This window comes from Fictibacillus sp. B-59209, from assembly GCF_036216745.1.
GTDB classification, from domain to species: Bacteria; Bacillota; Bacilli; order Bacillales; family Fictibacillaceae; genus Fictibacillus_C; species Fictibacillus_C marinisediminis.
This window is the reverse complement of record NZ_JARMMC010000008.1, coordinates 34,935-49,202: the sequence shown is the minus strand read 5'-3', so window position 1 is coordinate 49,202 and position 14,268 is coordinate 34,935. Positions and strand designations below refer to the sequence as shown.

The window sequence follows — 14,268 nt, the reverse complement described above, 5'->3', positions numbered from 1 at the left end:
TCAAACACACTTGCTATCTTTTAGACTTTTAAAGCACTTTCCACATGTTGAAAAGCCTGCTCAAAGTCTGCAATAATATCTTCGATGTCCTCTATGCCGCAGGAGATGCGGATCAATCCTTCAGGAATTCCCATCGCCGCCCGTTCTTCCGGTGTACATTCCACGTGGCTTGTCGTACGTGCAGGGCCGACGGTTGTTTCCACTGCGCCAAGATTGGCCGCACGGTTAGCAAATTGCAATTTTGGAAGCAGGTCCCTGACCGTTTCGACGCCTCCTTTTACCGCAAAGCTGAGCATTCCGCCAAATCCCTTCATCTGCTTTTTCGCAATTTCATGGTTTGGATGTGTTTCAAGTCCAGGATAATAAACTCCTTCTACCAAGTCTTGGGTTTGGAGGAATTTAGCAAGCTCCATTGCATTTTCAGTTTGCTGGCGAACACGCAGCTGAAGGGTTTTCATCCCCCTTAAGATGAGGTAAGCAGCCATCGGATCCATCGTTGCTCCGTTGATTTCACGGAAATGATAGATTTTTTCCACCAATTCCCCCGAACCGCACACTACCCCTCCAAGCGCATCGGCATGTCCTCCCAAAAATTTGGTCGCACTATGGATGACAAGATCTGCTCCCAAAGCGAGCGGATTCTGGTTGATCGGTGTTCCGAACGTATTGTCAACTACCACTAACGCACCCGCTTCACGTCCTGCTTTGGCCATCCTCTCAATGTCTGTAATTTTAACCGTTGGATTGGTTGGTGTTTCCAAATACAGAATACTGCAGCCTTTTGCTACTTCTTTTTCAATCTGTTCATGGTTGCCGGTTTCACATAACGCAACCTCGATCTGCTGCCGGGGGAGGAATTCTGTGAATATTTTATTGGTTCCGCCATAGGTATCCTTGATGGAGACGATCCGGTCACCAGGCACTAAAAAAGTAGAAAGTGTATTGCTGATCGCTGCCATTCCTGTTGAAAAACTCGTAGCAGCTTCGGCTCCTTCGAGAATTTTTACTTTGTCTTCAAAAGCCTGGACCGTCGGATTTGTGTTTCGTCCGTATATATGCCCTTTTTTCTTCCCGATGGCGACGTCATACCAATCATCCATATCGTCGTAGCCATACGCTACACTTAGAACGACCGGCACCTGGGTGGCACCGTGCACCAAATACTCTTTTTCCCCTGCCCACACGGACTTCGTGCCTGCTTTTACGTTTTGATTTGTCATGAGATCACTCCTCGTTAATTTTTTAAGGCTGCTTCTTTGTTTTCTATTTCCAAACCAATTCCTCGTTTCAACATTTCTTGAAAAGCAAACAAAGCCATGGCGGTATCCTGTACTCCTGTTCCGGTTAAGTCACAGATCGTAATCTGTTCTTCATCCTGCCGGCCTACTGTTTTTTGCGAGGTCAGCTCCCCGAGCTCAACGATAGGCTGTTCACGGGATAAAAGTCCTCGATCATATGCATGATGAAGTTCGCCTAACCGCTCACATTGAGCGATGGTGTCGCAAACAAGCCGTCCGGCCTGTGCCAATACTTCAGCCTCGAGTTCCTGCTTGTGCTCGGCGTCCGATCCCATCGCTGTAATATGAATTCCTGGATGGAGCCATTCAGCTTTAATCACCGGTTCCTTTGCCGGCGTAGTTGTAATGACGAGATCACTGTTGCGTACAACCGCCTCTGCGCTTTCGACCGCTTTGACCTCAATCCCAAGCTCAGCTGACATTTCCTCAGCATAGGCCTTCGCCCGTTCAACTGACCGACCATAGACGAGCACCTCTTGAAAGTCCCTTACTAGCCGCAAGGCTTTTACCTGGTATCTCGCCTGGCTTCCTGAGCCGATCACGCCAACGGTTTGTATCTTTTCTCTTGATAGATATTTAGCAGCAATAGCACCGGCGGCAGCCGTACGAATATCGGTAAGATAACCGTTATCAAGCAAGATCGCCTGCGGCACACCTGTTTTTGCACTGATGAGCATCATCAGTCCGCTTCCGCTCGGCAGGCCGATCTGGTAATTGTTAAAAAATCCAGAAGACACTTTAATCGCAAACATGTCTTTCCCTTCGACATAGGCGGTTTTCACGTCCACTTCTCCGTTATGATCATGAACATCAACCCGCATGATGGGCGGCATGGTTACTTTATCTTCGGCTAGGTAAGAAAAGCCTTCTTCAACAACGGAAAGAGCGTCCAGGTTTAATGAGATATGCTGCTTCAATTCCTGCTCTGTGAAAATATACATTTTTCCCTTCACCCCTTTTAGTTCATGTTCGTTTCCAGCACTCCATCTTTGATAAACAGTTGTCTTGGCATTGAAGCAAAGGCTTCACAGCCGTCCGCAGTTACCCGGAAAGATTCGCTGGCTTCAAAGCCGTATTGATCAAGCCAGATTCCGGGGATGAGGTGGAAGGTCATATTCGGCTGCAGAATGGTTCGGTCTCCTTTCCGGATGCTTGCCGTGTGCTCACCCCAGTCCGGCGGATAATTTAGTCCCATCGCATAGCCAAGCCGCGATTCTTTAACAATGCCGCTTTTGTGGATCGTCTTTCTCCACATTTCTTCAATTTCCTCACAGGCAATTCCCGGCTTGATCATGTCCAGGCATGCATTCAGCCCTTCTACTACAACATCGGAAAGATTTTTGAGCTTGTCGGATGGCGGTCCGATATTTACTGTTCTTGCAAGCGGGGAATGATACCGTCTATAGCAGCCTGCCAGTTCCAAAATGACGGAGTCCCCTTTTTTATACCGGTCATCCGTCCAGGTCAAGTGAGGTGTAGACGTTTTTTCTCCTGAAGGCAGCAGGGGCACGATCGCCGGATAGTCACCGCCAAAGTCTTTCGTCCCTTTGATTTGGGTATGAAAAATCTCGGCGGCCACATCACATTCCCTGACGCCTTCATTAATGAGCCCGATTCCTTTCATCATGGCATTTTCCACAATTTCAGCGGCGCGTTTCATATACGTAATTTCGGCATCTGATTTTACGAGGCGAACCCAGTTTACTAATAATGTGGCATCTTTAAACGAAGCATTGGAGAGCCCCTTCTTTAACTGCTCATAACATTTAGCCGTAAAATAATAATTGTCCATCTCCACACCGATCGAACGCTTGTCCTGCCCGATCTGCTTTAGGATATCGGCCACAAAATCCATAGGATGCTTCGAGTCCGATTGGACATAATCGTCGGAATAAGGAATCAGGTTCTCATGGTAAAGCCATGACGTTGCTTTTGCCCCATTGGCATCCTGGCCGCGGCCGATCCAGATCGGCTGATCTTCGTCATTAATGACGATCAGCATTTGATGGACGTAAAACGACCATCCATCGTATCCTGACAAATAGTTCATATTGGCCGGGTCTGTAATCAGGAGGACTTCTATTCCTTTCTCTGCCATACTCTTTTTCGTTTTATAAATTCTTTCCTGATATTCAGCTGTCCCAAATGACATAGGACCTTCCCTCCTGTTTTTGTATAATTATTAGAATTTTATGAATAATGAATTTATAAACTTAGTATAGAACACCCTCCATCTATTCATCATCTGCAAATATGTATGAACTTTTGTAAAAAGTTTTAGTCAATTTTTCAGAATGCTAGCACACATAAAAAAAAGAGCTTGTCCATGTTCAGACAAGCTCTCAAATATTTTATTAATAAAAGATTGTTAATTTATCTTTGAAAGTATTTAGCTGTTAATAGGTTATCGTGCTTCAGTTAACCCTAACTTCCAGGTTTTGATACTGAGATCCAATAAAAATAAATCATCCGTGTCGATCAGGGAAAGGCCGGTCAGGGTCTCTATTTTACGCAGCCTGTACAATAGGGATTGCCGGTGAAGATTTAGCAGGCGCGCGGTCTGACTCACATTTCCGTGGCATTCATTGTAGGTGGTGAACGTTCCGATAAGATCCATAGTGCGCTGCTGGTCATATTGAATAAGCGGTTCGATCGCTGATACGATGATTTCTTTCATTTCTTTGTTTTGTGCAAGAGTCAACAGCACCCGGTCAACCTTTGTGTTTTCATACAGTACCCGGTGTCCTGCTCCCTTCTTATTTCTACCAATCTGCAGTGCGGTCTTTGCCTGGTCAAATCCTTTTTTAAACCCAGCAACCTCCTCCTGATGCCCGCCGATTCCCCATGAAATGATGACATCCGGCAGCAGATTCCGGAGACGCCTCTCAACCAGATCCAAAAAATGATGTGCAGGGTTCTCATTGCTTGTGATTTCTACAAAAAGGATAAGTTTTTCGCCTTGATAGGTCATCATCACTTCTTTTTTTAGAGATTGTGCCGCATAATAAATTTCTTCCTCAATGTAGCGGATCATGCTGTCAAGCCAGTGCTCATACGAATCATAGTGCTGCTTTCTTTTTTTAAACAATAGTGCCAGGTTTTCAGGATAGCCAGCAATACAAACATAAGGGAGTTTAATATTAAACCCGAGCAATTTTGCTCTGGATTCAGCTTGTTCCCGGGAAGAAAACTCTCCTTTTGCCAATTCCTGAACAAAATCACTGCGAAGACGCATCTCCGTTTCTTCAATGGCATTTTGGCGCGACAGCCAAAGAGCGATCGTGGTAGCAGAATGTTCGAGCACGTTCACACGGTATTGATTTAAAAACTCTTCGATCACCAAATCGTTTGGAGGCAGAACAAATAAATATCCCTGTATATCACCTGAAGCCTTTAGTATTGGCAGTTGAAGAATTGACTCACCCTCACGTTCAATAAGATGAAACTTTTGAAACATCGGATCCTGCGGCAGAACGGCAGGTGTTTTTTCTGTGGAGATGCAATCTTTCATGTCATAGTATTTCCATCTGGCGTCAGGCTCGCATGCTTCAGCCCTGTCCTGAATAATTCCCGCTCTGTCAGTAATAACGAGAGGACAGCCTATATGTTTTTGAATATAACCGGATATTTCGTTCAGGCTTGTTTCCTTCAGAATGAGTTTAAGGAGTTCCTGCTGAACTTTTTCAGATTTTTCCCGGTCTTTAAACTGCCTGTCATTGAGTTCTCTAAGAACATCTTCAATGATGGTAGCAAAACGGATTTCCCATGGAATTTCGATAATGATAAAGTTATGTTTTTCTGCAAGCTCCATCACTTCTTTTGGAACATCATATATGTAACGGCCTAAAGCAATAATAAGCGCTGAAGCTTCAGATTGTATGATGTCTTCAACAAATTTTTTGAATAACAAAACATCATGGCCGCACCCAATGGCCGTGCTCAGGACCACTTCATTTTTGCGGACAAAATTCTCTACTGGCATCTCTATAGCAGAAATCCATTGAACATACCGTTCGTTCAGGATATGGCCCCCAGTTCGTACTCTGGCATTTTTCATAATCTCGAAGTTTAATATATCCCCTACTGCTAACCTCATATGAACCCTCCTGACCGCAAGATGTTCCTTCCTGAATTATACATATTGTTAAATATAGCACATCACAATAATCGGGAAGATCTCTACTATATTTTAAACACAAAACCAAATTCCCCTGTACAATCTTACGGAAAAATGGGTAATTTCAAGAAGGTGAGTAGGTTTGAAGAATTCGTTGTACCACCGAAAGATCTACATTATGGCCTGTGATAATGACAGCAATTGCTCCTTCCTGGTGCTCTATTTTCTTTCCTAGTAATGCTGCAATTGCAGTACCTGCTGCTCCTTCCATGATCATTCGGTGATGATCCATCATATAGGCCATGCTGTAGGCAATCTCATCTTCAGAGATTAATAGAACCTGGTCCATATACCTTTTTACCATTTCAAAGGTATAGCGATTGTCCAGGCCAATTCCTCCGAGCAGGCTGTCAGCAAGCGTATCCTTCTCAGGTAATTTTACGGGTTTCCCTGCTCTAAGGCTTTCATACATCACTGCGGATTCTGCCATGGAGACCCCAGTCACCCTGATCCCCGGGTCGTTTGACTTAACCGCCATACCAATGCCGGATAGCAGCCCCCCACCCGAAAGCGGCACGATCACATCAGTTAAACATGGAATATCTTCAAGCAGTTCCAAACCAATGGTACCCTGTCCTGCGATTATGTGCGGATCATCGAATGGCTCGATCACGGTCAATCCCTGCTCTTTTTCTAATGTGAAACATCTTTCGCCAGCCTCATCCTGGCTTTCTCCACAAAATTCAATGACAGCACCCAGTCTCTTAAGAGAATCAACTTTTGCTTTTGGCACCCGGTTGGATATACAAACAGTGGCCTCAATGCCTAGTTTTTTCGCCACATAGGCTACTGCCATTCCATGATTTCCCGTAGAATACGTTGTAACTCCCCTCTTTTTTTCCTCTTCACTTAAACTTAAAATTTTGTTCGCTGCCCCCCGGACTTTAAATGCTCCTGTATCATGAACCGTCTCAAGTTTAAGATAAACTGGCCGTCCTGCTCTTTCAGATAGAATAAAAGATTCAACAGCAGGTGTTTTTTTTATCAGGGAACCGATCCTCTTTTTGGCTTCCCACACCTCCCGAATCGTCACTTCAGCTTTTATGTTTGTACTTATTATTTCTTTCATGCTGGTCCCCTCCCTGAGTATCATTCCTACTTCGGATTATATAGTATGAATATTCTGTAATCTACTGTTAATAGTGAATAGTGATTGAATTGAGTTTTCGTACAAATTGACATCAAAAAGGCCGCCGGGTTACGCCGGCAGCCTTTCGCTTTAGCTTTTTGTTATTTCCCTTCAAGAACAACAGCACTAAGTGCAGGGACCTTTATCTTTTTGCCCAGCAGTGTACCGAGTGATTTGTTTCCCGCTTTCTCACCATTGGCAAGCACCTTCCATGGTCCGACCGTTGGAAGAGAGATCGTTTGTACAGTTTCGTTGGCGTTGTACACGACAACTAGATCTTTTGCCTTGTCTTTGTTTGCGTGTCCTTTCAGATCATAAATGACTGTATTTTTCGGAGCTGGAAGGAACATTAAGTGACTTCGGATATCCTGTGCTGTTCTCATTCGGAATGCCGGATGGCTCTTGCGCAGCTTGATAAGGCCTTTCATATAATCTACTTCTTTGCTGAAGACTGCTCGGCGCTGCCAATCAAGCTGGTTCACAGAATCAGGAGATCTGTAGCTATTATGGTCGCCGCCTTTCGTTCTCATGAACTCCTGGCCGGCATGCAGGAACGAAATGCCTTGTGACGTCAGGATAATAGAGGACGCAAGCTTGTGCATTTTCTTACGGGTATCAACTGAACTCTCCGGATTGGTCAGCTGCAATTTATCCCATAAGGTGTGGTTATCGTGAGCTTCTACGTATGTTATCACTTGCTGCGGATCCTTATAGGTTGCCGTCGTGCTTGGATAATCGATGCCTGCTTTTACACCTTCTTTAATGGCATCCTCTGTACCCGGTTTACCGTTCACAAATCCTTTATCTGTATCATTGAACACGCTGCCTTTTAGACCATCACGTATGCCATCGTTGAAATGAGCGATTCCCGGCATTTTTCCGGCATTCTTTTGATTCGCTTTGGTTTCAGGATCAATCGGTGTGTTGAGATCCCAACCTTCGCCAAGCACTATAATAGAAGGATCAATTGTGTTCAATGCTTTTCTGACCAGGTTCATCGTTTCAACGTCATGGATACCCATCAAGTCGAAGCGGAAACCATCCAGATTGTATTCTTTGGCCCAATAGCTCACAGAGTCTACGATAAATTTGCGCATCATCTTACGCTTTGATGCCGTATCATTCCCTACACCTGTACCGTTCGACAACGTTCCGTCTTCGTTATAACGGAAATAATAGCCCGGTACAAGCTTCTGGAAGTTAGACTCCCCAGCTGCGAACATGTGGTTATATACCACGTCCATTATGACCCGAAGTTTGTTGTGATGCAGGGTGTTGACCATCTGTTTCATCTCTTTGATCCGGACTGCTGGCTTATAAGGATCAGTAGAATACGAGCCCTCTGGTGCATTATAATTCTTCGGATCATAGCCCCAGTTGAATTGCGGTTCATTCAATTTTGTCTCATCAACCGTATTATAATCATAGATTGGAAGCAGCTGAACGTGTGTAACACCGAGATCTTTAATATGGTTCAGTCCTGTTTTTACTCCCGCTGGCCCGGTTGTTTTTTCTTCAGCTACTCCCAAGAACTTTCCTTTATGCTTGATGCCGCTTTTTGGATGCATGGATAAATCTCTGACATGAAGCTCGTAAATGATGGCATCTTCAGGAGTGAAGGCCTTCATTCTTTTGTGAAAATGCTTCGGATTGGTATTATCCAAATTGATAACAGCACCCTTATCGCCATTTACCGTTACTGCACGTGCGTAGGGGTCCACGGCTTCATTCCACTGGTCGCCAATCTTTACTTTGTACGTATAAATCAGACCCTCTTGATTGCCGTTAAGAGTTGTTTTCCAAGTGCCTCGCTCGGACTTCTTCAATGGCAGCTCGGTCCCCTTCTCTTCTTTCCATGATTTGTAGACCACGATCTTGGCTTCACTAGCAGTTGGTGCCCAAAGCCTGAAACTCGTTTCTTTTTTAGAATAGGTGTTTCCTAAATCTTTACCGTTATAGAAGAACTGCTTATCAAATTCCGGTGTACGGACCACCTTGCCTGTCTGTACTGCGGCTTCTCCAAAATTCTCTTTAGAGATCTTGTAAACTTTTGTAAGATCCAGATTTTTCGAAGTGATGACTTTAACTTTGTTTGTAAAATCGCCTGCTTTGCTGTCATAAGGAACAACTTCTTCTATAGCTGCTCCGCCTGAAAGGGAAAGACCGTGATTTTTTATATCAAACGGGAAGTTGGTTTCAAACGTAATTTCATTGAACCCATCAAGGCTGGCTTTTACGATTTTCGGCGTACGGTCGACCAAGTCTTTGTCATAATAAATGCGCTCCTGCCCCTGTGCGATCCACACTTCTGCAGAACCGTCTTCGTGAAACTTTGTTACGTATCTATCATTAAATTCCTTATCAGCCCACTCATTTCCGGGCACGCTTTTTCTTACAATAAGCCCGATTTTATGAACGTCCTTCAAGTTATCCATCTTGATGTTGGCCACTTTGCCAAATTCATCTTCATCGGTAAATTGAACCGCTTTTCCTTCGCCGTTCTCCGGCCAGGTCCATAGGTTCCAGCACTCATATTGATTGTCGTATCTGAAATAGTGAACCTTCACATTAATATCTTCATAAGCAGGAAGGTCTCGATACTCTCCATCTGGCGGCTCTGTGTAAGTATTGTCATCACCGGACTTCACCCAAACTTCGCCTTCGCCGGCAGAGATATCAATAAAACGGTCTCCGCCATCCTTTTCCCAGCTGTCCGTTCTTACGATGAAGCCGACTTTCTTGTATGTACCGTCAAGCTCGATCTCGGCTACCTTTCCGAACTTGTCCTCTCCTGTAAACGGATAGGCTTTTCCTTCTCCGCCTTCAGGAAAGACCCACAAATTCCAGTCCTTCGTGCTGCCTTCTGCAGGCTTGTAGTGAATCGTGACTTTTGTTTTTCCAGACGCCGCTTCTGCAAACGATTGCACATAATGGAAAGAAAAAAGACCTCCAATGACTAAAGTAAAAATCGAGAGTAATGCAATAAATCGCTTGATCAATGCCAACTTCATTCCTTATCCTCCCTTTACATTACAAAATGTGGATTTCAAACATAACTTTACCATTATAAAGAAACAAATGAAAGCGGTTGCACAATAGATGGGTAAATAGTCTGATTGGCAAAAAAAAAAAAACGAATTAGAGGTTTCTAATCCGTTTCCGGTTTTACTTTTTCCAGTAACTCGCTGTAATACCTGACTTGCTCAGGAAACAAAGCCATCTCTTTCTTTCCTTTTTCACTGACCCCATACATTCCCCTGGCAATTTTCTCAAACCAGCCATAATAATTTTTGTTCAGAATCGAAAGGGTTTTCTCACCTGTCCCTAGTTCCCGAAGCGCTTTTGGGGACAACGGCCCAAGCTGATCAAGCAGAAAGGCGATCTGGATGCAATTTTCTTTGTAGGCGGTCATGAGCTTCTTTTTGTTGCTGCCTCCAACATTATAATCTCCATTTCTTCCCTTAATTTCTTCCAGAAGCTTGGTTCGTTTCTTCTTATAGCGCTGCTGGCTTTTTAACCGGTCAAACGCTCCAGGAGAAAGAATGGTTTCCACTACAGGTCCGCTTTTTGGAAATGAAACGAGCAGCAAGCCAAGCTCCAGCCTTCTGATCAAATGAAGGGTGTCCTGCCACTTTTTTGATCTTAATTTGTATTTAGGCCTCGGAATAGCGATGTATACGAAATCCGTCAGCCTCTGTCTGTTTGTTGCCTGGACGAGGAGGTCAACATTCAGATTCAGCTTCAATTCGACAATGATCAATTCATCTTCCTTGACCACCACAATGTCACAGTGGTTGACCTCCCCATACACTTCAAACCCTTTTTCCATAAAAAAATCCCTTACTGGTTCGTACAAGTCTGTTTCATATCGTTTGTCATTTTTGTTATTCATAAAAACCTCTGCCTGTTTTCGCAACCATTGTTGCTCTTGAGAGTGGTTGATTTCCGTTTCAGGATGCTCGCTTTCCGCGGGGCGTGCGCTGAACCCCTCGGCGCTAGCGCCTGCGGGTTTCACCTGTCACGCTCGTCCCGCTGGAGTCTCGCACCTTGCACTCCAATCAACAATCATTGAAGACTTTTCACAAAAATGTTCCCAAAGCACATTCTTTTAGAAAAGATACGTTTTAATTCATTTTTAATTTAATTTTCAGGTGAATTTAATTGCTCTTAAGTATGGTTGATGATGTAATTATCCATTTCAATAAAAAAGGAGGAAATAGATTTGGAAAACATTGAAAACACTCAAACCTCAATCGGACGCCAAATGCTGAATAAAGTTCCGGAGGTCACCATTTTCTTTTGGGTCATTAAAATTATGGCCACAACGGTTGGTGAAACAGCAGCCGATTTTCTTACCTTCAAGCTGCACTGGGGACTGACCAATACAACCTATGTCATGAGCGTTCTCTTGATCATCACCTTGGTCTTTCAGTTTAAAGCAAGAAAATATATACCGAGTATTTATTGGCTGGCGGTCGTGCTCATCAGTGTCGTTGGAACATTGATCACCGACAATCTCACCGATCATTTCGGAGTGCCTCTGGTGACATCGACGATTGTTTTTTCCATCGTATTAGCCATTACGTTCGCTGCTTGGTATGCCAGTGAAAAGACCCTTTCAATCCACTCCATATTTACAACGAAACGGGAAACCTTTTATTGGCTCGCTATTTTGTTTACCTTTGCACTTGGTACAGCAGCCGGAGACCTTGTCTCTGAAGATATGGGATTAGGCTACTGGAAATCCGGAATTATTTTCGCTGCTGTGATTGCTTTAGTAACCCTTGCTTTTTACAAGTTTAACATGAATGCCGTTCTTTCCTTCTGGATCGCCTATATTTTAACACGCCCACTTGGCGCTTCAATCGGCGATTTTCTTTCACAGTCCCGCCATGCAGGAGGACTTGGTCTCGGAACGACTGGAACAAGTGTGATCTTCCTGGTTATTATTTTGGCTCTCGTTTCTTATCTGACGAAGACACGAAGAGATGAGTCCCCGCTGGAAAGTTAACCTTTATGCTAGCATAAAAAGCGCTCCATTTTCAGGAGCGCTTTTTTGTATGCTTACATTTTTTTATTTATAATTCTTCAAAATCACCTTTCGTAAGCATTTCATAGTACTCTGTTTCTTCAATCCTTCCTTTTCCGTCACAGTATTCACATGCTATATCTGTATCAAATTCTCCCGTTCCCTCACATTCAGGACATGAGATATACTCATCCTCCTCTAATGAAGATGATCTAAATTGAAAGAGCGAAAGAAGTTTTTCTAAAATAGCCACAGTGTATCGCCTCTTTTAAAAGATTTGATGGTTCAATTCACCTGAACCTTGTGTCAACTGTAGCATGTAAAATCCTTTATTTTTGGTTTTTCATTTATTATTAATGTTCTCGTCAGCAAAATTTAATGTTATGCCTCTTAAGTCGTTTGGTAAAAAATCGGAATTCGTAATTCAACCTCTGTCCCTTTTCCTTCCCTGCTTTTTATATCAATATCGCCTCGATGAAGCTTCATAATGATTTTAGCAATGGATAACCCGAGGCCTGTTCCTCCCGTTTCCCTGGATCTTGCCTTATCCACACGGTAAAATCGTTCAAAAATGTGGGTGACATCCTCTTCTGGTATACCGATTCCATAATCTTTTACATGAATAAAGGCTTGCCCTTCTTTTTGGCGGACCGTGACTTCTATTTTGGCTTTGCTGTATTTTATCGCATTATCGAGAACGATGATGATTACCTGTTTCATCTTTAATTCATCAGCTTCAACAAACACTGGCGGATTTTCCTGATGAAAGAGGATTTCCCGTTTATAAATACTTTTCAGCTGTTTAGCAAGGCTTTCGCAAACTTGAGTAAGATTTACTTTTTTAACATGTAATGAGGTTTCGTTTTCAGATGAGGCCAGATCAAGCAGTGTCTCTGTCATTTTTTGCATCCTCACCGCTTCCTGATGAATGGCTTCTATCGCTTCTTTTGAGAGTTTTTCGTTTTTTAATCCTCTTCTTCTTAATAAGTTCGCATAGCTGCCAATAACCGTGATTGGTGTTTTCAACTCATGAGAGGCATCAGAAACAAATTGCTTCTGCCGTTCAATATTTTCTTGCAATCTGCTGATCATGTGATTAAATGTGTTGGCAAGGGTATAGAGTTCATCCTTCGATCGATTTTGGATAAATATCGTTTTAGGAACCCCGCTCTGTTCAATGTCCTCCATCGTTCTAATCATTCTGGAGATTGGCTTCATGATCACGTTGGAAAGCAACCTTCCTCCTGCCAAAGAGAGCAGAATCGTAATGGCTGAACATGCCGCTAAGATTGATAATAGCTTGTCTTTCTTCACTTCAAGCCCTGTTACCCTCTGTGCAATCTCCATCGTATAGGAAACATTGTGATTCGTTGAGATGGGAACGCGGACAAACTGGAACTGTTCTTCACCGATCTGCCGGAGCTCGGATTCCTCTTTGGGTGAAAATTTTGCTTTTACCTTTGCCAAGTCTTGATCATCTGTAATTTGCTTGGTGACCACTGAATTCTTATCTACTAAACGGATAAAAGAATGATCCGACAGATAGACTTCCAACAAGTCCTTAGTCAGAACTCCTGAACCCTGATTTTCTGTTTTTTTAATAATCTCGTGAGCCTTCTGAATGAGGAACCGTTCTTCAATATTGCCGATGGTTTTCATAAATGTAAAAAAAACAAGAACATTCATGATGAGAAGGATAAAGACCAGCCAGGCTGTTGTTAAGATGTTGATCTTTGTGGTGATTTTCACTTTACTTCTCCTTCATGGTGTAACCGACACCACGAACGGTCTGAATTAACGGATCGGATGAATCATCTTCGAGTTTTTTCCTCAGGTGCCGGATATAAACATCGATCACATTGGTTTCTCCTTCAAATTCATAGCCCCAAACATTCGTTAATATTCCTTCGCGTGTAACGATCTTATTTTTATGATGAAGAAGATAAACAAGCAAGTCATATTCTTTTGGAGTAAGTGATATGCTTTCTCCACTTCTTGTCACTTCCCTTGATTCTGTGTTCACACTTAAATCCTTAATCGAAAGCTTCGGCTGCTCGTTTCGGTCCGCTTGCCAGCTGATGATGGAAGAGTGATAGCGGATGGAGGACCGCACCCGCGCCAGCAGCTCTTCAATCTCGAACGGCTTCGTGACATAATCGTTCGCTCCCAGATCCAGGCCCATCACTTTATCCAGAGTTGTATTTCGGGCAGTTAATAAAATTACCGGTGTATGGCTGCCTGCTTTTCGCAGCCTTCTTAACACTTCTATTCCGCTCAGTTTCGGAAGCATGACATCCAAAAGGATCAAATTATAATTTTCTCCTAGTGCGTTCTCCAGTCCTGACAAGCCATCATGCTCGATGTGGACTTCATAATCCTCATATTCCAGTTCTATTTTAAGGACTTTAGCAATCTGCACTTCATCTTCCACGACTAGAATCCGTTGTTTCACTCCATCTCACCTCTTTAATGCTGTACTATTATTTTTCAACTTTATCATGAGACACGTTTCAAACTTCTTATTTTAATTGAATTTTAATGTGGCCTTCAGTGTTTTTTCAGTTTACAGAACTATACTTAATTTTTGATACAGAATCATATACACCTGAGATTCTATGTATGTAAGGAGAGAAAT

At 43.3% G+C, this 14,268-nt stretch carries 11 protein-coding genes; 1 reads left to right on the top strand and 10 read right to left on the bottom strand.

Translation table 11 applies throughout. The features are described 5' to 3' along the window. Nucleotides 1–20: 20 nt before the first annotated feature. The 7 genes from P4361_RS05545 to P4361_RS05515 form a co-directional block, all read right to left on the bottom strand. Entirely contained in the window at nt 21–1,220 is a 1,200-nt protein-coding gene (locus tag P4361_RS05545) for a cystathionine gamma-synthase family protein (RefSeq protein ID WP_328088541.1), read from the bottom strand. A 14-nt stretch (nt 1,221–1,234) separates the two neighbouring features. Next, a complete protein-coding gene (locus P4361_RS05540) occupies nt 1,235–2,239 on the bottom strand; it encodes a cyclodeaminase (protein WP_328088540.1) in 1,005 nt (334 codons plus the stop codon). Nucleotides 2,240–2,256: 17 nt separating this feature from the next. Then, complete coding sequence (locus P4361_RS05535; protein ID WP_328088539.1) at nt 2,257–3,450, bottom strand: M24 family metallopeptidase; 1,194 nt, start codon at nt 3,448–3,450, stop codon at nt 2,257–2,259. Between the two features lie 252 nt (nt 3,451–3,702). Beyond that, nucleotides 3,703–5,394, bottom strand: a complete 1,692-nt coding sequence (locus P4361_RS05530; protein WP_328088538.1) for a PucR family transcriptional regulator — start codon at nt 5,392–5,394, stop codon at nt 3,703–3,705. A 145-nt stretch (nt 5,395–5,539) separates the two neighbouring features. After that, nucleotides 5,540–6,544, bottom strand: coding sequence for a hydroxyectoine utilization dehydratase EutB (gene eutB, locus P4361_RS05525; RefSeq protein WP_328088537.1), 1,005 nt, complete (start codon nt 6,542–6,544; stop codon nt 5,540–5,542). A gap of 161 nt (nt 6,545–6,705) precedes the next feature. Next, nucleotides 6,706–9,615, bottom strand: coding sequence for a type I pullulanase (gene pulA / locus P4361_RS05520; RefSeq protein ID WP_328088536.1), 2,910 nt, complete (start codon nt 9,613–9,615; stop codon nt 6,706–6,708). 137 nt (nt 9,616–9,752) lie between these two features. Further along, on the bottom strand, nt 9,753–10,496 hold the full coding sequence (locus tag P4361_RS05515; RefSeq protein WP_328088535.1) for a DUF2161 domain-containing phosphodiesterase: 744 nt from the start codon (nt 10,494–10,496) through the stop codon (nt 9,753–9,755). A gap of 372 nt (nt 10,497–10,868) precedes the next feature. Here P4361_RS05515 and P4361_RS05510 point away from each other — a divergent pair, with 372 nt between their 5' ends. After that, a complete protein-coding gene (locus P4361_RS05510; RefSeq protein ID WP_328088780.1) occupies nt 10,869–11,615 on the top strand; it encodes a hypothetical protein in 747 nt (248 codons plus the stop codon). Nucleotides 11,616–11,682: 67 nt separating this feature from the next. Here the strand turns inward: P4361_RS05510 and P4361_RS05505 are convergent, their stop codons facing one another. The 3 genes from P4361_RS05505 to P4361_RS05495 all read right to left on the bottom strand — a co-directional run bounded on the left by P4361_RS05505 (nt 11,683) and on the right by P4361_RS05495 (nt 14,085). Next, entirely contained in the window at nt 11,683–11,886 is a 204-nt protein-coding gene (locus P4361_RS05505) for a hypothetical protein (RefSeq protein WP_328088534.1), read from the bottom strand. Nucleotides 11,887–12,023: 137 nt separating this feature from the next. Continuing rightward, the gene (locus P4361_RS05500; RefSeq protein ID WP_328088533.1) at nt 12,024–13,382 is read right to left on the bottom strand and encodes a sensor histidine kinase; all 1,359 of its coding nucleotides are present in this window, start codon (nt 13,380–13,382) and stop codon (nt 12,024–12,026) included. Nucleotide 13,383: 1 nt separating this feature from the next. Then, entirely contained in the window at nt 13,384–14,085 is a 702-nt protein-coding gene (locus P4361_RS05495; RefSeq protein ID WP_328088532.1) for a response regulator transcription factor, read from the bottom strand. Nucleotides 14,086–14,268: the final 183 nt, after the last annotated feature.